Origin of the sequence: Luteococcus struthionis (genome assembly GCF_048595755.1) — a bacterium.
GTDB lineage: Bacteria > Actinomycetota > Actinomycetes > Propionibacteriales > Propionibacteriaceae > Luteococcus.
In genome coordinates this window covers 1,415,776-1,435,576 of record NZ_CP184360.1, presented here as the reverse complement: position 1 = coordinate 1,435,576, position 19,801 = coordinate 1,415,776, and the positions used below count along the sequence as shown (strand labels likewise).

The 19,801-nt window shown below is 68.7% G+C and carries 19 protein-coding genes and 1 tRNA gene; 12 read left to right on the top strand and 8 right to left on the bottom strand.

All coding sequences use genetic code 11. The annotated features are described in order from the left end of the window. Nucleotides 1–166 precede the first annotated feature (166 nt). The 3 genes from ACOAMO_RS06505 to ACOAMO_RS06495 all read left to right on the top strand — a co-directional run bounded on the left by ACOAMO_RS06505 (nucleotide 167) and on the right by ACOAMO_RS06495 (nucleotide 2,445). Nucleotides 167–1,138: an acyl-CoA thioesterase gene (locus ACOAMO_RS06505; RefSeq protein ID WP_420176772.1), complete on the top strand. Its 972-nt coding sequence runs from the start codon at nucleotides 167–169 to the stop codon at nucleotides 1,136–1,138. Nucleotides 1,139–1,346: 208 nt separating this feature from the next. Further along, nucleotides 1,347–1,997 carry a YczE/YyaS/YitT family protein gene (locus ACOAMO_RS06500; protein WP_420176771.1) on the top strand — a complete coding sequence of 217 codons (651 nt, stop codon included), beginning with the start codon at nucleotides 1,347–1,349 and terminating at the stop codon, nucleotides 1,995–1,997. Nucleotides 1,998–2,037: 40 nt separating this feature from the next. After that, nucleotides 2,038–2,445: an HTH domain-containing protein gene (locus ACOAMO_RS06495; protein WP_420176770.1), complete on the top strand. Its 408-nt coding sequence runs from the start codon at nucleotides 2,038–2,040 to the stop codon at nucleotides 2,443–2,445. Nucleotides 2,446–2,497: 52 nt separating this feature from the next. Here the strand turns inward: ACOAMO_RS06495 and ACOAMO_RS06490 are convergent, their stop codons facing one another. After that, nucleotides 2,498–2,956, bottom strand: a complete 459-nt coding sequence (locus ACOAMO_RS06490; RefSeq protein ID WP_420176769.1) for an SRPBCC family protein — start codon at nucleotides 2,954–2,956, stop codon at nucleotides 2,498–2,500. Nucleotides 2,957–3,025: 69 nt separating this feature from the next. Next, the gene (locus ACOAMO_RS06485; protein WP_420176768.1) at nucleotides 3,026–4,054 is read right to left on the bottom strand and encodes a hypothetical protein; all 1,029 of its coding nucleotides are present in this window, start codon (nucleotides 4,052–4,054) and stop codon (nucleotides 3,026–3,028) included. A 153-nt stretch (nucleotides 4,055–4,207) separates the two neighbouring features. Between ACOAMO_RS06485 and ACOAMO_RS06480 the strand changes: the two genes are divergently transcribed. The 3 genes from ACOAMO_RS06480 to ACOAMO_RS06470 all read left to right on the top strand — a co-directional run bounded on the left by ACOAMO_RS06480 (nucleotide 4,208) and on the right by ACOAMO_RS06470 (nucleotide 8,023). Beyond that, nucleotides 4,208–6,469 carry a sensor histidine kinase gene (locus ACOAMO_RS06480; protein WP_420176767.1) on the top strand — a complete coding sequence of 754 codons (2,262 nt, stop codon included), beginning with the start codon at nucleotides 4,208–4,210 and terminating at the stop codon, nucleotides 6,467–6,469. Beyond that, on the top strand, nucleotides 6,466–7,113 hold the full coding sequence (locus tag ACOAMO_RS06475; RefSeq protein ID WP_420176766.1) for a response regulator transcription factor: 648 nt from the start codon (nucleotides 6,466–6,468) through the stop codon (nucleotides 7,111–7,113). Before ACOAMO_RS06480 ends, ACOAMO_RS06475 begins: the two co-directional genes overlap by 4 nt. Nucleotides 7,114–7,603: 490 nt before the next feature. Further along, complete coding sequence (locus tag ACOAMO_RS06470) at nucleotides 7,604–8,023, top strand: ankyrin repeat domain-containing protein (RefSeq protein WP_420176765.1); 420 nt, start codon at nucleotides 7,604–7,606, stop codon at nucleotides 8,021–8,023. A gap of 16 nt (nucleotides 8,024–8,039) precedes the next feature. Here the strand turns inward: ACOAMO_RS06470 and ACOAMO_RS06465 are convergent, their stop codons facing one another. Then, nucleotides 8,040–8,789: an oxygenase MpaB family protein gene (locus ACOAMO_RS06465; RefSeq protein ID WP_420176764.1), complete on the bottom strand. Its 750-nt coding sequence runs from the start codon at nucleotides 8,787–8,789 to the stop codon at nucleotides 8,040–8,042. A 782-nt stretch (nucleotides 8,790–9,571) separates the two neighbouring features. Between ACOAMO_RS06465 and ACOAMO_RS06460 the strand changes: the two genes are divergently transcribed. Further along, nucleotides 9,572–10,789: an MFS transporter gene (locus ACOAMO_RS06460; RefSeq protein ID WP_420176763.1), complete on the top strand. Its 1,218-nt coding sequence runs from the start codon at nucleotides 9,572–9,574 to the stop codon at nucleotides 10,787–10,789. A gap of 45 nt (nucleotides 10,790–10,834) precedes the next feature. Here ACOAMO_RS06460 and ACOAMO_RS06455 read toward each other — a convergent pair whose 3' ends face one another. Continuing rightward, on the bottom strand, nucleotides 10,835–11,428 hold the full coding sequence (locus ACOAMO_RS06455; protein WP_420176762.1) for a MarC family protein: 594 nt from the start codon (nucleotides 11,426–11,428) through the stop codon (nucleotides 10,835–10,837). A 201-nt stretch (nucleotides 11,429–11,629) separates the two neighbouring features. Between ACOAMO_RS06455 and ACOAMO_RS06450 the strand changes: the two genes are divergently transcribed. The 3 genes from ACOAMO_RS06450 (at nucleotide 11,630) to ACOAMO_RS06440 (ending at nucleotide 14,827) form a co-directional block, all read left to right on the top strand. Then, nucleotides 11,630–12,427 (top strand): helix-turn-helix transcriptional regulator, encoded by a 798-nt coding sequence (locus ACOAMO_RS06450; protein ID WP_420176761.1) that lies wholly within the window; start codon nucleotides 11,630–11,632, stop codon nucleotides 12,425–12,427. After that, nucleotides 12,424–13,788, top strand: coding sequence for an extracellular solute-binding protein (locus ACOAMO_RS06445; protein ID WP_420176760.1), 1,365 nt, complete (start codon nucleotides 12,424–12,426; stop codon nucleotides 13,786–13,788). The genes ACOAMO_RS06450 and ACOAMO_RS06445 overlap by 4 nt, the downstream gene beginning before the upstream one ends. A 121-nt stretch (nucleotides 13,789–13,909) precedes the next feature. Continuing rightward, complete coding sequence (locus ACOAMO_RS06440; RefSeq protein ID WP_420176759.1) at nucleotides 13,910–14,827, top strand: universal stress protein; 918 nt, start codon at nucleotides 13,910–13,912, stop codon at nucleotides 14,825–14,827. 99 nt (nucleotides 14,828–14,926) lie between these two features. Here ACOAMO_RS06440 and ACOAMO_RS06435 read toward each other — a convergent pair whose 3' ends face one another. Next, nucleotides 14,927–16,501, bottom strand: coding sequence for a helicase HerA-like domain-containing protein (locus tag ACOAMO_RS06435; protein ID WP_420176758.1), 1,575 nt, complete (start codon nucleotides 16,499–16,501; stop codon nucleotides 14,927–14,929). A 153-nt stretch (nucleotides 16,502–16,654) separates the two neighbouring features. Here ACOAMO_RS06435 and ACOAMO_RS06430 point away from each other — a divergent pair, with 153 nt between their 5' ends. Next, the gene (locus ACOAMO_RS06430) at nucleotides 16,655–16,948 is read left to right on the top strand and encodes a type II toxin-antitoxin system VapB family antitoxin (RefSeq protein ID WP_342090418.1); all 294 of its coding nucleotides are present in this window, start codon (nucleotides 16,655–16,657) and stop codon (nucleotides 16,946–16,948) included. Between the two features lie 44 nt (nucleotides 16,949–16,992). Beyond that, entirely contained in the window at nucleotides 16,993–17,505 is a 513-nt protein-coding gene (locus tag ACOAMO_RS06425) for a LytR C-terminal domain-containing protein (RefSeq protein WP_420176757.1), read from the top strand. Between the two features lie 53 nt (nucleotides 17,506–17,558). On the opposite strand, the gene ACOAMO_RS06420 is transcribed toward ACOAMO_RS06425, so the two are convergent. From ACOAMO_RS06420 to tadA, 3 genes are all read right to left on the bottom strand, one after another. Then, nucleotides 17,559–19,067: a potassium/proton antiporter gene (locus tag ACOAMO_RS06420; RefSeq protein WP_420176756.1), complete on the bottom strand. Its 1,509-nt coding sequence runs from the start codon at nucleotides 19,065–19,067 to the stop codon at nucleotides 17,559–17,561. Between the two features lie 128 nt (nucleotides 19,068–19,195). After that, nucleotides 19,196–19,283, bottom strand: a tRNA-Ser gene (locus ACOAMO_RS06415). A gap of 64 nt (nucleotides 19,284–19,347) precedes the next feature. Further along, nucleotides 19,348–19,788, bottom strand: a complete 441-nt coding sequence (gene tadA, locus ACOAMO_RS06410; protein WP_420176755.1) for a tRNA adenosine(34) deaminase TadA — start codon at nucleotides 19,786–19,788, stop codon at nucleotides 19,348–19,350. Nucleotides 19,789–19,801 lie beyond the last annotated feature (13 nt).

The window sequence follows — 19,801 nt, the reverse complement described above, 5'->3', positions numbered from 1 at the left end:
TCTGCCTCCTCGCAGCCGAAAATCGAGACAAACTTAACGAACGTTCGGTCACTTAGCAAGGACTTTCCGGCACGTTGAACACGCTCTTGCCGGTTGCCACCGAAATCGACAGACTGTGTGCCACACCAGACCCGAGCACCTTCACAAACCCGAGAAAGCAGCCGAGATGCCAGGAACCCAACGCCACTCCACCCTTCGATTCCTCGCCGCACCGATGGAGGGGAACCAGAAGGGAACGGTGGAGGGCGGCACCGTGCTGGCCTGGATCGACAAGGCGGGCTATGCCGAAGCCGTGGCTTGGAGCGGCCGCTACTGCGTGACCGCCTATGTGGGCAACATCCGCTTCAAGCGCCCGGTGCACGTCGGTGAGCTGGTGGAGGTGCAGGCCCGCATCGTCCACACCGGCCGCAGCTCGATGCACATCGTGTGCACCGTCAGCTCGGGCAATCCGCGCACCGGCGAGCTGGACATCACCTGCCAGTGCCTGATGATCTTCGTCGCCACCGACGGCAAGGGCACCTCCGTGGAGGTTCCCAAGTTCGAGGCCGAGGACGACTGGGAGCGCGAGCAGCAGGAGATCGCCATTCGCCGCATCGACGGCCGAAAGGCGATCGAGGAGGACATGGCGCAACAGGTCTACACAGACCAGACCGAGGCGCTGCAGCGCACGCTGCGCTTCCTGGCCAAGCCGCAGGACGTCAACTGGGGCGGCAAGGTGCACGGCGGCATCGTGATGGAGTGGATCGACGAAGCAGCCAATCTGGTTGCCGAGACCTGGCACCAGGGCCCCGCGATCACCGTCTTCGCCGGCGGGGTGCGCTTCTACCGCCCGATCCACATCGGCCACCTGGTCGAGGTGGAGGCCCGCCTGATCCACACCGGGCACAGCTCGATGCACGTCAGCGTCCACGTGCGTTCCGGCGATCCCATGCAGGAAGAGTTGGAGCTGACCACCCACTGCCTGATGGTGCTGGTGGCGCTGGACCACACCGGCACCCACAAGCGTCACGTGCGCTCCTGGAATCCGAAGCTGCCCGAAGACCTGCAGCTGCAGGAGCACGCCAAGCGGCTGATCGACATTCGCGAGCAGCTGGCGCGCACCGCGCCGCCGCAGATCCCGCACTGGCGCAACGAGTGACGCACCCGCCCACCTCCAAGGAGTCCCCGCGCCCTTCGAGGTGACCCGTCGCGGCGCCCTGCAGCGGGGCGGCCTCGCGCCGAGGCGCCATTGGGGCAGGCCAGGGTGAAGCTCGACGGGGACCAGCTGCGCATCTGCGGTTGAGGGCCACCGCCCGCGTACTGGGCCAGGTGGCCAAGAATCGGCCGGGGCACCGACGATGGACGGTATGCCTACCGATTCCCCTGCCCTGTTGAACCTGACGCCCATGCAGCAGTTGCGTGCCGGGCGGCTGTCTCGACGCGTGACACAACTGGTCCTGGGGCTGATGGTCTTCGGTGCCTCGATCGCACTCGTGCTGCGCAGCGGCCTGGGGATGGCGCCGTGGGACGTCCTGCACGTGGGCCTGGCCCAGCACGTGCCACTGACCATCGGCACCGTCACCATCCTGGTGGGCGCGGTGGTGCTGCTGTTGTGGATTCCGCTGCGGCAGTGGCCCGGGCTGGGCACCGTGCTCAACATCTTCCTGGTGGGCCTGGCCCTGGACCTCACCCTGTTCCTGCTGCCCGATTCCCTGGGCAGCCTGGGATGGCGCATCCTCGCCCTGCTGGCAGGCGTGGTACTCAACGGCATCGCCGGTGCCCTCTACATCGGCAGCCAATTGGGCCCCGGCCCTCGCGACGGCCTGATGACCTCGCTCAGTGCACTCACGGGGCAGCGAGTGGGGGTCATCCGCACCTTGATCGAAGTGACGGTGCTCGTGCTGGGGTGGTTCTTGGGTGGCCCGGTCGGTCTGGGCACGGTGGTCTACGCGGTGCTGGTGGGGCCGGTGGTGCAGGTCTTCCTGCCGCGCTGCACCGTACGGCTGCAGGACTCCTGACCCCCTTCCGCTGTCGTCCTGCAAGGACGAGACTGGTGGGGTGAGCCGATCCCAAGGCCGCGGGGTCCGACAGCCGCGCCCCGCCGACCCGCGCACCGTGCGACGCCAGCTCCAGCGACAGTTGGACGTCGTACAGGTGCTGCTGCAGCAGCGCGGCGAACCGTTGGGCGTCGACGCGCTGGCTGCTCGCCTTGGCGTCTCGGAACGCACCGTGGAACGTGACCTGGAAAGGCTACGTGCCGCGCAGCTTCCTCTGCGGGGGCGCGGCGGTCAGGGCGGAGGCGTCTGGCTCGAGGTGACCCGCACGGAAGCCCCCTTGCGCCTGGACGACCACCAGGTGATGGGGCTCGTCATGGCCCTGGAGGCACTCGCCATGCCATTGCCGAGCCCGCTTGCCGACGCGCAGGCGGCGCTACGGGAGCACCTGGACGATCCGAGCCTGTTCTGAGGGCCGCCGCGGCCCGGGCCAGCCCCGACTGTCGGTCAGCCCGATAGTCGGGTCAGCTCGCGAAGTGGTCCGCCAGCCGCTCCAGGGTGGCCCGCATGTTCGCCTCCGTCGGGCCCGCGGCCAGCCGGTTGACCACCGGCGCCGCCTTGGCCTCGGTCAGATCGAAGCTCTGGCGCACCAAGGTGCTGCCGTCACCGCGATCGGTCAGCTCGAAGCGCCACACCTGCCCGCCGAAGAGCAGCCGGCCGTTGCGTCGCAAACCGGTCTGCCACGCGATGCGGCGGCCTTCCTCGAACTCGACGACCCGGCTCGTGGTGGCGTACTTCACCCCCATCTTCATCGCCATGGAGAATTCGTCGCCCAGCCCCAACCGCTCGGGGCCCTTGACCGCCGACTGGACCGTGCCGCTGCCGTCGAAGACGGCGTGCTGGGAGGGACGGGCCAACAGGTCGAAGACCGCGTCCGGGGAGGCGGGAATGACACGCTGGACGGAGTGGACGAGCTTGGCCATGGTTGCTTCTCTCCTGTGGGCGAAGGTTTGGGCTGCTGCCGGCCGGGTCCAGACCCGGCGATTCCCAGCCTAGGTCGATTCCGGCCCCGGCTCCTGCCCGACCAGCTTCGCAAGTTCGCTTTCCACTGCATCCAGGGCGGCACGCCGCTCTCGCAGGGTCTGGGCCACCTGTGTGGCGGCCTCGCGCGCCGTCGCCTCCCGCACCCGCGACGTCTCCACCGCGGCGCGCTCGGCCCGGGCCCGTTCCTCGGCCTGTTGCCTACGGCTGCGCAGCTGGGCAAGCTCGTGCTCCAGCCGGGCCACCTGGGCGTCCAACTGGTCAACGTTGCGTGCCGCCTGCTCGGCCTGCTGCCCCTGCTCCCGGACGTCCTCGACGGCCTTGGCCAGCGCATCACCGGCCACCTGCTCCCGGCTCCCCAACGCGGCCACCTCTTGGCGCAGCCGTTCCAGCTGCTCGACGCACCGGGCCACCCGACGAGCCTGGGCTCGCTGCTGGTCCTGCCGTCCACGCCGCTGCTCCCTGCGCCGAGTGGCATCGGCCAGATCGACCACCGCGGCCTGCCCGGCCGGGTCTGGCGATGGCGGGGCCTGCTCGACGCTGGTGCCGTGCTCCTCGAACAACTCCAGGGGAAAGGCCGCCGCCGATTGCGGGGTGTGCACCAGTTGCCCAGCCAGCAGGTGACGGGCCACCTCGGGGGATCCGAGCGCGGCCTCCAGGGTGGTCTCCACGTCACGACGGGTGGCAGCGCTGGCTTCGTGCTCCCTTTCCCGGGCCAGCGCGACGGCCCGCTCCACGAGGGCACCGATGGCCTGGCGGCGGGCGAGGGTCAGCTGGCGCAGTTCCCCGGGAGTACCGTCACGGTGGATGCGGGCCAGCTCCGGCCCCAGCTCCAGCAGCTGGCCCAGTTCGTCGCGCGCTCCCCGGGCCAACAGGTTGACCAACCACGCACCACGACTGGGCCGCCTCAGTCCCTCGATGCCCCGGGCCAGGGCACGATCGCCCTGGTCACGTGCCTGGCGGGCCAGCTCCTTGCGTCGGGCGACGAACAGCTCGGGAGGCGCCCCGTAGAGCTCCTCGGCCGCTGCCGTCAGATCCATGCGCCCACAGTAGCGATCCGTCGCCACACCATTCCCGGAGCCGATCACGCCGTGTGGTCCGACCGTGACCCCTTGGGCTGACACACTTGTCCGCGCACACAGGGATTCCCGGGGGAGAACAGGGATTCCGCGGGGAGAGTTGAGGAGCCGGGCGTGCAGATCAGCGTCGAGGCGGGGGCGACAGCCTCCTCGCAACCAGCACGTCAACGGGTCGCGTCGGTACAGGAAGGCCTGCGCGCCCTGGGGCTGCTGGTGATGCCCTTCCAATTCGTGGTCTCACTGGGCCCCATCATTGGCCAGTTGAGCCGGCTACCCACCCTCGCCAGGGTGGGCCTGGTGCTGTTGTGCCTCTCCCAGATGCTGACCACGGTGGTGCTGGCCCGACGCTGGTACTCCCTGCGTGCCTGGCTGCTGCAGGCCGTCACCCTGTTCTCGGCCCACCTGCTGTTGACAACCGGCCGGATGGACTTGGTTCCCAGGGATCTGTGGGGTCCCGGGTATTGGGCCTCACCCTTGGTGGTGGTCACCATCATGCTGGCTCCCTCCCGTCTGCGCCGGCGGTTGCTGACCCTCCTGATCACGCTCGTATTGGGCATCGAGGCGGTCAGCGTTGCCGTGTGGTGGCCCTTGGCGGCACCACGGGTGGCCGACGAGATCTTCGTCGTCTACCCCATGCTGATCATCCTGACCTTCTCGCTGGGCCTGACCAACATGGCCCAGGAGCACGACGAGGCAGCCCGCCGCGCCGAGCAGGCCCGGCAACGCCAGCAGCGGCAGCGATTGGAGACCGAGGCGCGTCGGGAGGCGGCCCGCCTGCTGCATGACCACGTCCTGCATGCCCTGCATGCCCTGGCGGCCGAACGTTCCCACGTCAGTGATGCCGATGCCGCTCAGGAGTGCCGGGATGCAGTGCGCATGATCGACCAACCCACTGACGAGGGTGTGCTGCTGAGTCTGGATGAATTGCTGGCCCAGGACCCGGCTACCCAGCGCGTCCACGCCCAGATCCACGGCAGCACCGAGAGGTTGCCCCGCGCCGTGGCCACCGCCCTGGCCGCCGCCACCCACGAGGCCTTGGTCAACGTGGAACGGCACGCGGCGGCCAAGAACTGCAGCATTCGACTGGAGTCCTTCGGGAGCGAAGGATGCCGGGTGACGATCACCGATGACGGGTGTGGTTTCGACCCTGCCAGCCGCAGACCGCACCGGTTGGGGCTGCAGGCCTCGGTGGTGGAGCGTCTGGACGACATCGGCGGCCAGGCCCGGATCACCTCCAAGCCCGGTGCAGGCACGCAGGTCGCGCTGCAATGGCCACGTTCACAAAACAGCCCGTCACCGTCGGAGCCTCCAGCAGCACGATCGTTCAAGGCCCCGGCCAGTGACCCGCGCACCCGCCGCATGATGGTGGCAACCGCGCTTCCGGCGCTGGTGGCTTGTGCCCTGGTGATGGCCCTGGTGGGGCCGGGCACGCCACACTTCGCGCTGCTCGGGCCCACGACCTCCTTCGCCCTACTGGTAGGTGCCTGGTGTGGCTGGCGCCTGCTGGAGCAGGAATTGAACCATGCCGAGCTGGTGCTGTTGCTGGGAAGCGCCGCAGGCGCGTGGGTGCTCAACCTGGTGCTCGTTCCCGACGATCCGCTCGACATCTACCACCTGTGGATGAGTTGGGGTGCCACCGGCTTGGTACAGCTGGCGATGCTGGCCCGCCCCAGCAGGCAGGCTGCGATCCTCGGAGGGGTCTTCTCCCTCGTCACGGTCGTCGGCACACTGCTGCGCTTCGGCCTGCATGACTCGGTCATGATCGTCGGGGGCGGCACCGTCATCGGCGTGGTGGTGGTGGTCACCGGGCATCATGCCCTTGCCTTCGCCCATGCGCTGTCCGCCAGCAAGGCGCGCCAGACCCACCAGCGGCAGCGCACCCTGGATGCCACAGCCCGCATGCACCACAGCGCACGCGTCGAACAGTTCTGGTCGGATCGGGTGACCCAAGAGGTGCTCCCCCTGATCCGTCGGGTGGCCGACGGCACCGTCACGGCCCATGATCCCCGGGTGCGTGCAGCGGCACTGACGATGGAGTCCTCGGTACGCGACGAACTGGTGCTCGGCCCCGACCACCAAGGGCTGGGCGCGTGCATCGCCCAACTGCGCAACCAGGGTTGGCAGGTCAGTTCCACCCTGAACAGCGAGGACCCACCTGAAGTTCGGCTGGCAGCCTCACAGATCGCGCGCCTGCTGGGAAAGCCCGCCCGCCTTGGCCAAGTGGTCACCCTCAGCGGAAGTCGGCACGAAGCAGCCGCGGTGGTTCTGGAGGCTTCACAGGCCCAGCTTGCCGAGTGGAGCCGTAGAGTGATGTCGCTGGGAGGATCCCTGCACAATGATCCCGACTTCGTACGAATGGCGGTAACCGCACCATGAACCAACCGCTTCGGCTGGCAGCGCTGGACGACCATCCCGTGGTGCTCGCTGGCCTGCAGGCCATCGAGCAGGCAAGTGGGGGCGGTCTCAGGATCGTCCACTCCGTCACCGATCCCGACGAGCTCTACCGTTTGGTGGCCGAGCAACCCGTGGACGTCGCCCTCATCGACCTGCAACTCAAGGACGGCCTGAAGGGCCCCGAGGTCGTCGAGCGCCTGGACGAGATGGGCGTGCCCAGCGTCGTCTACACCGCCGAGCTGCGTCCACTGCCGATCCGCCGCGCCATGGCCGCCGGCGCGCTCGGGCTGGCCCTGAAGAATGATCCGCTGGACGGCCTGATCCGCACCATCGAAGGGGCGGCGGCCCGTGAGTTCGCGGTCAGCAGCCAGCTGGCCGACGTGCTGATCAAGGATCCCAGCTTGACCCCGCGCCTGGCCCCGCGCGAGATCGAGGCCCTGGAACTGCTGCACCAGGGCATTCCGCGCAAGTCCGTGGGGCGGCTGATGAACCCGCCGGCGTCCGAGTCAACCGTGGACACCTATCTGCGACGGGTCTCCGGCAAGTACCGCCAGCTGGGCCGAACCGTCAACGGCGTGCCGGATGCGTTGAGCCACGCCGAGCGCGACGGCTACTTCGAGAGCTGACCACAGCGACAGAACGCCCGCCACCACTTCCTTGCGGTGACAGGCGTTCCGATGTGTCAACACGGAGCAGGCCGACGCGGCAGGGCCGGCACTGGCCTCCCCCGAGACCATCCGCTTGCCATGGGTCTGGTGGTGAACCACAACGGGCTCCCCCGAGCCCACCCACTGCACACGTGCCCCGCTGGCAACGAACCGCTCTGGTCTCGTCACGGCAAAGACCGTGTCCGTGACCTCCCCCGAGGTTGACCAGAACGATCCGCCAACCAGCGATCCTCCGCCGCGTCGGCTGTCGTTGACATTTTATCGATCGGTTGCACATCAGACATGTCCCCTGATCGGGTGACAAACATGGCCGCGCGAAACAAGCCACTTTGGTGGATCTTCAGGCGGCGACGCGCGGGCCCGCCCAAACACGGGGCTTGCCAACGGCGACCCCTCACGCTCCGGTGCCCGGTCGTCCCGACTGCGCCCCACGCGTTACCGTGGTGCCATGTCAGCCGATGATGCTCCCGAACTCACCGACGAACAGCTCGAGTTCCTCAACGACTGCTTCGACCTTGCCCGCAGGGGGGACAACGAACGCCTGCTGGCCATCATCGACGCCGGCATTCCGGTGAACCTGACCGACCACAAGGGCGACACCCTGCTGGCACTGGCCGCCTACAACTCCCAGTCGGCCCTGGTGCAGGCGCTGCTCGACCGGGGCGCAGATCCCGACCGGGTGAACCAGCGTGGTCAGTCGGCGCTCGCTTGCGCACTGTTCGTTCAGGACGAGGATTCGGTGCGTGCCCTGCTGGGCGCAGGAGCCGACCCCCTGGCCGGAGCGATGGATGCCTGGCAGATCGTGGACTTCTTCCAGCTCGAGGCGATGCGAGAGCTGCTTCCCGCCCGCCCCGGCGAGGCGGACTGATCCGGGGCACCGGCCCCTACCCGGCCGCACCCTGCGGCGCTCGCATCGGGCGATCGTGTTCACCGTCGGATCCCACCAGGGCCCAACCGACCATCCGGGTGGCGATCCTGCCCAGCCGGGCGTCGCGCCGCACGGTGCGGGGGTCGTCGGGAAGCTCCAGCATCTGCCGTGCCCAGCCCGGCAGCAGTGCCCTGCCACCCGCGATCACCATGCGATAACCGGGCCGCGCCAGCGCCGGCAGCGGCGCACGATGGGTCAGGAATTCCACCACCTCGAGCGCATCGGGGGTGCACCACAGCTGCGGACGGAAGTCCTCCAGTTGCTGCTCCAGTTCCGCCACCGTCAATGGCAACCCGGTGGCTCCCAGACGCTGTCCGCCCAGGGCTGCCTGGCGGACGTACTCGTCGGCCTCCGCCCCACTCAGGGGCGTCGCGCTCCAGCGCTGGTGGGCAGTCAGGAAACTCCAGGTCTCGGCGTCGTGCACCCACCGCAGCAGTTCCGGATCATCGGCGCGGTAGGGGGCGCCCCGTCGGTCGAGGCCACTGACACGCTCGTGCACGGTACGCACCAGGGCGAACTGCCGCTCCACCATGGGCTCTGGCGCATAGGTGGTGATCGCAATGTGGTTGCTGATGCGCTGCAGCCTGCCCCACGGATCGGACTGGTACTGGTCGTGCTGGGCGACCGCGGCCATCGGGCCGGGGTGCAATGACTGCAGGAAGAGGGCACACACGCCGCCGGCATACATGGCCGGATGTTGGTTCACCCGCCAGATCGGATCACCGGGCCCAAAGCTGCGATCCCCCGGGGCACCCCAGATCTGCCAGGCACGCTCAGCGGCATCCGGCCCGGCGACCCGCGCCCGAAGGAATGCGGCAACTCGTCGGCGAGTCAGCTCAGGCAGACCAGGCATCCTCTTGTCCTCCCTGCGCGGCGATGGTCACACCCCACTCTGCCACCCGGGAGGCATCGCTCGGCGCACTCGAGGGGTGGGAGATTTCTGCCGGCACAGCGATGGGGGCGCGGCTCACAGACCGCGCCCCCAGGTGCCGCCGATGAACGCTGCACCTTCCGCTCCGGCCACAGGCCGAGGGCCCCATGCCGGCGTGGAGGCAGGGTGACTCGCTTCCACGCACCAGCATTGCCGAGGAACTGCCACGTGGGTGGTTCGGGGATCGCAACTTCCGCCGGCCACATGACCTCCCCGAACAACTGCAGGTTTGCCGCACCGTGTCATCCACACGATTGCCTGCCAGATGTCGACGAGCCACAACGACTGGGGATCAGCCAATCTCGCGGTTCGATCCCCCACCGGATGCTTGCGCAACATCCGGGGCTTCGGCCCAAGGCCTCGCCATCGTCCTGCAGAGGCCATTAGATCACCGTCACCCCTTGCGAGGCAGGAAGCACGCCACTTTCATCAGTTTTTGGTCAGGCGTCCATTCCGGCCTCGTCGCCGAGCCGGAGGGTGGCTGGTTACCAGCAGGTCACCTAGACTGCCGAAGGCTCTGCACGGAGCCCGCGCAGCACCCAGCACCAGGAGCCCCGATGGCGCCCACCCCACCCTCGCTCGAAGCCCGTCGCGCCCGCGCGGCCGTCGCGACGCTGTTCTGGCTGAACGGGGCAACACTGGCGGCCATGGTGCCGCGCTACCCACAGATCCGCGACGCCCTGGACCTCACCAACTCCTTCTTCGGTCTTGCGATCGCCCTGGGTCCGCTCGGAGGCCTGGTGGCGGGCATCTTCACCTCGCGGGTGATGCGCGCCAGCACCACGGCCCGGGTCGCCACCTGGGCGCAGGTGCTGCAGATCCTGATGTCCTGCCTGGTGCTGAACTCACCAACCCCGCTGGCCTTCGCCACCTTCATCGTGCTGATGAGCGCCACCGACGTGTACACCGACATCGCGATGAATGCGCACGGCATGCGCGTGCAGGGGCTCTACGGCCGTTCCATCAACAACAGTTTCCACGCCTGGTGGAGCCTGGGCGCGGTCAGCGGCGGTCTGTTGGGATCCTGGTTCGCCGGCATCCACCTGCCGTTGTCGACGCACGCCCTGGTGGCCGGTTCCCTGATGCTGGCCATCAACTTCGCCCTGCGTCCCTTCCTGCTCAAGGGCCCCGACCCGAAGGTGGTGGAGGAGGCGCCCACCGGCAAGGTACGCATCCCCCGGCCGATCCTGCTGCACCTGGTGGCCCTGGGCCTGGTCGGCGCCTTCGCCGCGAGCATCGAGGACTCCGGCTTCACCTGGAGTGCCCTCTACCTACGTGACTCGCTGCATGCCACTCCCGCCGTGGCCGGGCTGGGCATCGTCTTCCTGGTGGGGGCACAGACCATCGGCCGCTTCACCGGCGACCGCCTGGTGGATGCGCTCGGTGACCGACGCGCCGCCCAGCTGGGTTGCGGCGTGGCCACCGTCGGCATGACCGTGGCGCTCGCCGTGCCTTCGGTCGCCACGACGCTGATCGGCTTCGCCTGCGCGGGCTGGGGCGTGGCGACGATCGTCCCAGCGGTCTACTACACCGCCCACCACATGCCCGGCCTGCCGGCCGGTGCCGGCCTGAGCATCGTCAACTGGCTGCTGCGGTTGGCCTTCTTCGTGGGGCCGCCCGTCGTGGGCCGCATCTCCGACGTGGTCAGCTTCCGCGCTGCCCTGTGCGTGATGCCCCTTGCCACCGCCATGGTGGTGCTGCTCTCGGGAGCCCTGGCGGCGCGACGCACCGCGGAGGACGTCGAGGAACCACCGCAGCCGGCCATGACCCAGTGAAGCCCACATCCGGCGGCCCGGCAGGGCCAGGTGCCACGCGAGGGGTCAGGCCAGGCCGAAGAACTGCTCGATGCCGTTGAAGATCATCTGGGTGCTGATCAGCACCAGGATCATGCCCATCAGGCGCTCCACGGCCAGCAGCACGCGCTCGCCGAGGATGCGCTCCAGATAGCCGGACATGAACAGGATGACCGCAGAGAGCACCCAGGCGGTGAGCACCGCCGCGAGCCAGGTCATCCATCGGCTGGGCTCCTGGCTCATCAACAGGATCTCGACGGCCAGCAGCGACGGCCCCGCCGTGTACGGCACCGCCAACGGCACGATGAAGGGCTCGGTATGCAGCCCCACCTCTTCCAGCGTGGACTCGGGGCTGGGAAAGATCATCCGGACGGCGATCAGCATGAGGATGATGCCGCCCGCGGCCGTCAGCGCCTCGGGCGAGACCTGCAGGGTGTTCAGCAGACCTTGCCCCGCGAAGAGGAAGACCACCATGATCAGCAGGGCGATCAGCAGCTCTCGGGCGATCACCCACTGACGTCGCTCCGCCTGCACCTTGCGCAGTGCGGTCATGAACATGGGCACATTGCCGATGGGGTCCATGACGAGGAAGAGCAGGGTGGTTGCCTGCAACCACGTCATCCGATCACCTCCATCATGCAAACTTCTCCTGACAACCAGCCGAGATGAGAGTATTCCACCCCATAATTCGATTCAATTCGTCATATTCTTGCGCCCAGCCCGTTCTCAGGCGCCCATACTTTCGTCGCCGCGGGCCACAGCACCCCCTCGCGAGGGCCCACTGGTTGCCACATTGGGCCTGGGACATGCCACCATGCGGGGGTGAAGGGATTCGGGCAGGCGCTGAAGCGGCAACGCCAGTCCCATGGCATGCGCCAGAAGGACCTGGTGGAGGCCTTGGACCATGTCATCGCCCGCTCCACCCTGGCCAATGTCGAAGTGGGACGGGAGAAGCCCTCGGCCCGGCTGTGGCAGGCCATCGTCGTGCACCTGCCCGACTGGGTGGAACCCCTGCAGCCCTGGTTCGAATCGGTGCACAGGCTCGACAAGGAGCCGCCCTTCGAGCTGAGCGGGCCCTACGAGATCCTGCAGGCGACCTATTCCTACACCTTCCGCGACCACCGCGCCCCCGAGGAGATCATCCAGGTGCGTCGGGTGCGTGCCCTCGCCGACGGCAATGACGGTTACGGCCTGCAGCTGAGCAACAATTCCGGAAGCTTCGACCTGGACACCGAGTCGCTGTGGGGCGGCTGGGTGGAGCGCCACAGCCGTCGCTTCGCCGACGGAGAGAACCTGCACCTCACGCGCTTCCATTTCGACCGGTCGCTGCGCCGCGGGCAGGAGCACGAGTTCGCCACCCGCTCCTGGGTGAGCCACGATGACCCGGCCTCGGCGGTCACCGTCCAGTTCACCCGCCCCACCAGCCAGGTGCTGCTGACCCTCAACTTCCTGGGGCCACGCCCCAGCCGGGTGTGGACCTATGGCCCCTTGGCCGATGACGTCGACCTTCCCGACTTCAGCATCGAGAAGTCCCTGGCCGAGAGCGCAGCGGGCACCTACAGCATGCGCCTGAGCAATCCCGTCCTCGGCCAACGTCACGGAATGGCCTGGCAGTGGTGATCGGGCGTCGAAGCCTGCTGGCAGGCCTGACGGGCCTGGGGGCGGCAGCCGCACTGGGCGGCTGCCGGCCAGACCCCGCCCCCTCGCCGTCCCCCACGGCCAGCACGTCGCCCTCCGCCAGCCCCAGCGCCCGCACCAGCGGCACGGTGGAGTTCTGGGTGGACGAGGGGCACTTCTCCGCCGACTGGACCGCTGGCCTGGAGGAACGGCTCCAACGCGCCAAGGTGCCCGTCGACGTCCAGACCACTGCCCAACCTGCCGCCACCCTGCAGGAACGCATGGGTGGCCCCGAGGCACCCACCCTGCTGCTCGACGGTGGCCCCGACATGCTGGGGGCCGGGCAGTACGCCAAGGGCCTGACCGATCTGCGCGGCATCACCCAGCAGCAGCTCCCCGACGCGGAGGGGCAGTCCTTGGCCTCGCAGCTGCGCCCCGAGGCGCTGCGAGCGGGCACCACCGGGGGACGGTTGGTGCGCCTGCCGTGGGTCCACGTCGTCCACGGGCTCTGGTATTCCGAATCCCTGTTCCAGGCCCAGGGCTGGACCCCACCCACCACTTGGGAGGACCTGATCGCCCTGGGAGACCAGGCGCAGCAGCAGGGCAAACACCTGTTCGCCTGGGGGCGTGACAATGCCACCGCCTGCCTGCGGATGGTGCTGGCCTCTGCCATCAAGCAGGGCGGCGACGAGGTGCGCCTTGACCTGGACGGCTACCGGCCGCGCGCCTGGCAGCACCCCGCGATCCGGGAGGCCTTGGAAGCGCTCCACACGGTGATCAAGGCGGGGCACGTCCGCCCCGGCGGATCGCAGCGCTCATGGCAGCAGGTGCTGCCCGAGTGGAGCAAGAAGCAGTCGGTCCTGTTCGCCCCCGCGGGGTCCTGGATCATCGGACAGGCCGACGTCGACGACTCCTTCGAGATCTCGGTGGTGCCCGATCCCGGCCTCGACGCGACCTCGGCGCTGCCAGCCACGGCGCTGCACGCCGGGCCCGAGCTGTCCTTCATGGCCCCTGCAGGCGTGCCGGGCAGCGCCCACCTATCCGAGGTGCTGCTGGCAGCCTTCAGTCGCGAGGTGGCGGCCGACTTCGCCCAGACCCACCAGGTGCTGATGACGCGCACCGACGCGCAGGCCTCCTCCCCCGGCCCGGCACTGCGTCGGCAGCAGGAGCTGCTCGAGGCCGCCGGTGAGCACGTCTTCCACTGGCAGTTCATCGACCAGGCCGGCGCGAACCACGACCACCAGGCTCTGTGGAATGCCTTCCTGTCGGACCAGTTGGGCATCGACACCCTGCTGCAGGAAAGCCAGCGGATCAGCGACCTGGTGGCCGCCGACCCCCGGCAAGCGCGCCACCGCGTGGGCTGAGCCCCGGGCAACGACCGCGAGATTCGTCACCAACCCTCGCATTCCTCCTTGTCAGCAAGTAGAATCCGAATGAGGGCGTAGCCCCGGGCACGCCCCACTGCAGGACGCAAAGGAGCGAGCCATGAGCACCATCAACTCTGCTGGTCGAGTCGTCGTGGGCGTCGATGGATCCAGCCAGTCCGCCGTCGCCACCGAATGGGCGGCGCGCCGAGCCCTCCAGCTGGGCACCGGCCTCACCCTGGTGCTCGCCATGCCGCCGCTGCAGGTTCCGTCGCGGGGTTCGATGATGCAGATGCTGCGGCAGTCGGCCACGGACTTCACGGGCAAGGTGCTCGCCGCGGCGCAGCAGAGGCTTGACGACGCCGCGGCCGAGGTACGCGCCCAGCACCCCGAACTCGACGTCGAGCAGGCCCTGTTGGAGGACTCGGAGCCCGCCCTCGCCCTGGTGCACGCCACACGTGATGCGGCGCTGGTGGTCTCGGGTACCCGTGGGCTGGGCGCGGTGAAGGCGATGGCCCTTGGATCGGTCACCCGGCACCTGATCTCGCACGCCCACGGCCCCGTCGCCGTGGTGCCCGAGACCGGCACCGCCAAGGATTCCCGCGCCAGCGGAACCGTGGCCGTCGGCGTCGACGACGTGAACCACTCCGCCGACACCCTGCGGGCCGCGATCGAGGAGGCCTCCCTGACGGGCGGCAAGCTCCTGGTGGTGCACTCCTGGGAATACAACCCGATCAACGTGGAGGGCATGCCGCCCATGGATCCCGAACTGTTCGGCCAGGTGAAGGACAACCACTCCGCCGAGCTCGATGCCTTCGTGCGCGAGACGCTCAAGGGCGATCCCAACTTCCAGGTGGAGGTGCGGGTGACGCTGGGCGACGCGGGCGAGGCACTGGTCGGCGTCTCGCACGAGGCCGAGCTGTTGGTGGTCGGCTCGCGTGGCGGCAGCGCCCTGGGCGGGGTGCTGCTGGGTTCCACCGCGGCCCATGTGGCGCGCAACGCGATCTGTCCGGTGCTGGTGATCCCCCGCCGGCGCTGAATCTCTTCCCCGGCGACCATCGCCAGGAGTCACGCCCGGACGCACGAGGGGGCCCGCAGACCAGGCAGGTCTGCGGGCCCCCTCGCCGTTGCGACGACCTCAGCGACGACGCGTCTTGAACAGCGAGCGCACGATCTCCCGGCCCGCCGAGCGCGCGAACTGCTTGAAGACGCTGGACCCGACCACCTGCTCCACCACGCTCTTCTCCTCGTGAGCCCGACCGCGCGGGGCGCTGGCCTTCTCCTGGGCGGCGCGCTGCTTGTCGAGCTTGGCCTGTTCCTTGGCCGCGGCCTCCGCGGCGTCGGCATCGGCGCTGGCCTGGATCTTGGCGCTGAGGATCTCGTGCGCCGATTCCCGGTTCAGCTCGGTGCCGTACTTGGCCTGCAAGGAGCTGCCCTGCACCAGTGCCTCCAGTTCGGCGTCGGGGGTGGGCGCCATGAGGCTCTGCGGGGCGCGCATCCGCGTCCAGGCCACCGGGGTGGGTGCACCATCGGGGTCCATCACCGTGACGACGGCCTCACCGATCCCCAACTGCTGCAGCACCTCGGCCAGGTCGTACTGGCTCTTGGGGAAGGTGGCCACGGTCTGCTTGAGGGCCTTGGCGTCATTGGGCGTGTGCGCACGCAGCTGGTGCTGCACCCGTGATCCCAGCTGGGCGAGCACCTCGTCGGGAACATCCTTGGGGGTCTGGGTGACGAAGAAGACGCCGACGCCCTTGGAGCGGATCAGCCGCACCGTCTGCGCGATGGCCTCCAGGAAGGCCTTGCTGGCTCCGTTGAACAGCAGGTGCGCCTCGTCGAAGAAGAAGACCAGGTGGGGCTTGTCGACGTCGCCCACCTCGGGAAGGTCCTGGTACAGGTCTGCCAGCAGCCACATCAGGAAGGTGCTGAACAGCGCCGGCCGATCAGCCAGGTTGGGCAACTCCAGCAGGGAGATGATGCCGCGGCCGTCGGCGGCCGTGCGCATCAGGTCGCTGGTCTCGAACTCGGGCTCACCGAAAAAGTCATCGGCGCCCTGGGCGGCCAGCGCGGTGATCTCACGCAGGATCACACCCGTGGTGGCGCTCGAGAGTCCTCCGATGGCCTTGAGGTCGGCCTTGCCCTCGTCGCTGGTGAGCCACAGCAGCACCGAGCGCAGGTCCTCCAGGTCGAGCAGGGCCAGGCCGTTGCTGTCGGCGTAGTGGAAGACCAGCTCCAGGGAGCTCTCCTGCGTCGCGTTCAGCCCCAGCACCTTGCTCAGCAGCAGCGGCCCAAAACTGGTGACGGTGGCGCGCAGGGCGATGCCGTGCCCCTGCCCGCCCAGGGCGTACAGCTCCACCGGGTTGGCCACCCCTTGCCAGTCCTGCCCGATCGCACCGGTGCGCTCCAAGAGCTTGTCCGAGCCCTGCCCCGGGCTGGCCAGGCCCGACAGGTCACCCTTGATGTCGGCGGCGAAGACCGGAACCCCGGCATTGCTGATCTGCTCGGCCATCAACTGCAGGGTCTTGGTCTTTCCAGTACCGGTGGCGCCCGCGACCAGGCCGTGGCGGTTCAACATGCCCAGCGGGATGCGGATGCCGGCCTGCGGATTGGGCTCACCGTCCTCGACGAGCACGCCCAGCTCGATGGCCGGCTCTTCGAAGGTGTAACCCTGGACGATGGTCTCGACGGGCGACGGGGAGGCAGCTTCAGTCATGGTCCAAGCGTGGCACAGGGCTCTGACACTGGTGAAGGACCGACCCACACCGAGCGTCCCATTCTGAGAAAGTCCGCAGAATGTGCCGTGGGTGTGGGCAGCATCCCGCGGGCCACCCCTGCCCGCGCGACCCCGTCGGGCTAGGCTCGGGGCGTGATCTTCAAGCGTGTGGGCGAGTCCCGCCCTTACCCGGACCATGGCTACGTGCAGAAGCAGTGGGCGGCCATCGCCCCGCACCAGGTGCGCCTGGACGAGTTGGTGACCACCAAGCGCACGCTCGATCTGGAGGCGCTGCTCGAAGAGGACTCGACCTTCTACGGCGATCTGTTCGCCCACGTGGTGAGCTACCGCGGGGAGCTCTACCTGGAGGACGGCCTGCACCGCGCACTGCGGGCTGCCCTGCAGCAACGGCAGACGATGCACGCCCGAGTGCTCGAACTGAAGTAGTCTGGCCCCCAGCAGTTTTCACCCCACTACCCCTAGGAGCCCCAGTGCAGCGGTATGTGCGCATGCTCGGTACGCCGATCACACTGCTCGTGCTGCTTGCACTCTTGATCTTCGGAGCACGCTGGGGCTACCGCAACGTGGTCGCACCGCCCCCGCCTCCTCCGCTGGCGCCCTGCGTCGACCAGAACGTCGGTGACTCGCTCAGCACCGCGCAGGTCACCGTCCAGGTCTTCAATGGCGGCAACAAGAGCGGCCTGGCAACCAAGGTGGGCAACCAGCTCAAGGCCGTCGGTTTCGTCGTGGAGGAGACGGGCAACACCGAGGTCGAGGTCAACCACACCCAGATCATCGGCGCCGACGTCAACAACCCCGAGGTGAAGCTGGTGGCGGGCTTCTTCAAGGACGCCAAGGTCTCCGCCGACGGCCGCGCCGACCACAGCGTCGAGGTGCGGGTGGGTAACCCGTCGACCGGCTTCCAGCCCAAGGCCCCGCGCTCGCTGGCGCTCGACGATCCCACCGTGTGCCTGCCCTCCCCGGTGGCCACCCCCGAGGTCTGAGCCCAGCGCCCCTCCTCCCCAGCCCTCGCACCCAGCCCTCGCACTGGGGCTTGTCAGTGGGATTGGTGGTCGGTCCAGCCCGCCAGACGTCCCTCACGCCCGATCCGAGTCATCCGACGCTCCACCTCTTCGCGGTGCTTCTCGGGCGTGACGATCAACACCTCGTCCCCCACCTGCAGGCGGCTCATCGCGTGCGGGGCGAAGGACACGTCGCCCCGGATGACCAGCGAGACGATCGCATTGCGCGGCAGACGCAGCTCGCGCACCTGCACCCCCGACAGTTTCGATCCGGCAGGGATCTTGATGTGCAGCAGCTCCGCCGCGATCTTGTCCAGCGGTGCCGCCTCGATGTCCACATCGCGCGCGGCATTGGAATCGGACAGGCCCAGCACTCGGGCCGCCCACGGCAGGGTCGGCCCCTCCAGGGTGGTGAAGACCACCACGAAGACCAGCACCACGTCGAAGAGCAGGTCGGCGTCGGGGACCCGCAGCGACATCGGAACCGTCGCCAGGATGATCGGCACCGCGCCGCGCAGCCCGGCCCACGAGACGAACAACTGCTCCGGCAAGGGCACCCGGAACCACGACAGCGAGGCGAAGACCGACGCCGGGCGCGAGATGAAGGTGAGGAAGAGCCCGGCCATCAGGCCGGCCCCGACGGCGTGCCACGTGATCCGTCCCGGATCGGCCAGCAGCCCCAACATCACGAACAGCCCGATCTGGGCGATCCAGCCGACGCCCTCGGCGAAGGAGCGGGTGGCATGGCGGTGGGGCAGGTTCCCATTGCCCAGCACGACGGCGCACACGTAGACCGCAGCAAAACCGGAGACGTGCACCGCCACGCCCACCCCATAGGTGCCCACGGCCCAGGCCATCGCCGCCAGGGGATAGAGCCCCGAGGAGGGCAGCGCCATCCGTCGCAGCACCCAGACACCGACCAGCCCCAGGAGCAGCCCCAGCAGGACGCCTCCGGCCAGCTCGAAGACCACCAACCCGGCCAGCCCCAGGTAGCCACCGGCAGGCACGATGCCCAGCGCCAGCTGGGAAGCGGCGGCCACCAGCAAGACCGTCGGGGCGTCGTTGAGGCCCGATTCGGCCTCCAGGGTGGCCCGCACCCGGCTGGGCAGGGCAACACCGCGCAGGACGGCGAAGACGGCCGCCGAGTCGGTGGGGGCGGTGATGGCCCCCAAGAGCACGCTCACCGCCCATGGCAGCCGCAGCACGAAGTGGCTGAACAGGGCCATCAGGGCGATGCTGAGGCCGATGCCGACGGTGGCCAGCAGCCCAGCGCCGCCCATCGCGGGCCGGATGTTCTCCCACTTGGTGGAGAAACCGCCCTCGATGAGGATGAAGACCAGCGCCGCAAAGCCCAGACCATGTGCCAGATCGGCATCGTCGAAGTGGTAACCCAGCCCATTGCGCCCCAAGGCCATGCCCAGGAAGAGGAAGAGCAGCAGCGCGGGAAGCCCGAGCCGGGATCCCAGCCGCGCTGCGAGGACGGCGACCATGGCCACCGCCGCGCCCACCAACAGCGCAAGGTCGATGGGTGGCATGGCGGTCATTCTTCCAGACCCCACCCGTGGGCACCCCGGCCCTGTCCATCTTCTTGACCAGTCCGCCCAAGATGCCGAGGCCGAAAACATGCGGAGACGAAGGAAGGGCCCCGGTTTCCCGGGGCCCTTCCTTCAACTGGCGGTGACGGAGGGATTTGAACCCTCGGTGGCTTGCACCACACTCGCTTTCGAGGCGAGCTCTTTCGGCCGCTCAGACACGTCACCGCGAAAAAGTGTGCCACAGGTGGTACCCCGTGCGCCAATCGGGGGCAACCACAGCGCTTCGAGGTCAACCAACCCGTGGGGAACGACCGAAGAACTCCCGCAGCACGTGGCCGCACTCGTCGGCCATGATCCCGCCCCGCACCTCGGGCCGGTGGTTGAGCCGCGGGTCGCGCACCACGTCGAAGAGCGACGCCACGGCGCCCGCCTTCTCGTCATAGGCACCGAAGACCAGGGTCTGGATGCGTGACAGGACGATCGCGCCGGCGCACATCGTGCACGGCTCCAGGGTGACCACCAGGGTGCACCCCTCAAGCCGCCACTCACCCACGGCCTCGGCGGCGCGCCGTAGGGCGAGCACCTCGGCATGCCCGGTCGGGTCACCGGTCAGCTCGCGTTCATTGCCCGCAGCCGCGATCTGCTCTCCGGAGGCGTCCAGCACCACGGCGCCGATCGGCACGTCACCATGCTCACCGGCGCGTCGTGCCTGTTCCAGGGCGGCCCGCATGGCCGCATCCCAG

Coding starts and splice junctions, on each gene's coding strand:
- ACOAMO_RS06500 (WP_420176771.1), top strand. CDS start 1,347: ATGCCTACCGATTCCCCTGCCCTGTTGAACCTGACGCCCATGCAGCAG.
- tadA (WP_420176755.1), bottom strand. CDS start 19,788: ATGCGGGCCGCCCTGGAACAGGCACGACGCGCCGGTGAGCATGGTGAC.
- ACOAMO_RS06470 (WP_420176765.1), top strand. CDS start 7,604: ATGTCAGCCGATGATGCTCCCGAACTCACCGACGAACAGCTCGAGTTC.
- ACOAMO_RS06485 (WP_420176768.1), bottom strand. CDS start 4,054: ATGGATCTGACGGCAGCGGCCGAGGAGCTCTACGGGGCGCCTCCCGAG.
- ACOAMO_RS06420 (WP_420176756.1), bottom strand. CDS start 19,067: ATGACCGCCATGCCACCCATCGACCTTGCGCTGTTGGTGGGCGCGGCG.
- ACOAMO_RS06455 (WP_420176762.1), bottom strand. CDS start 11,428: ATGACGTGGTTGCAGGCAACCACCCTGCTCTTCCTCGTCATGGACCCC.
- ACOAMO_RS06435 (WP_420176758.1), bottom strand. CDS start 16,501: ATGACTGAAGCTGCCTCCCCGTCGCCCGTCGAGACCATCGTCCAGGGT.
- ACOAMO_RS06490 (WP_420176769.1), bottom strand. CDS start 2,956: ATGGCCAAGCTCGTCCACTCCGTCCAGCGTGTCATTCCCGCCTCCCCG.
- ACOAMO_RS06440 (WP_420176759.1), top strand. CDS start 13,910: ATGAGCACCATCAACTCTGCTGGTCGAGTCGTCGTGGGCGTCGATGGA.
- ACOAMO_RS06460 (WP_420176763.1), top strand. CDS start 9,572: ATGGCGCCCACCCCACCCTCGCTCGAAGCCCGTCGCGCCCGCGCGGCC.
- ACOAMO_RS06475 (WP_420176766.1), top strand. CDS start 6,466: ATGAACCAACCGCTTCGGCTGGCAGCGCTGGACGACCATCCCGTGGTG.
- ACOAMO_RS06505 (WP_420176772.1), top strand. CDS start 167: ATGCCAGGAACCCAACGCCACTCCACCCTTCGATTCCTCGCCGCACCG.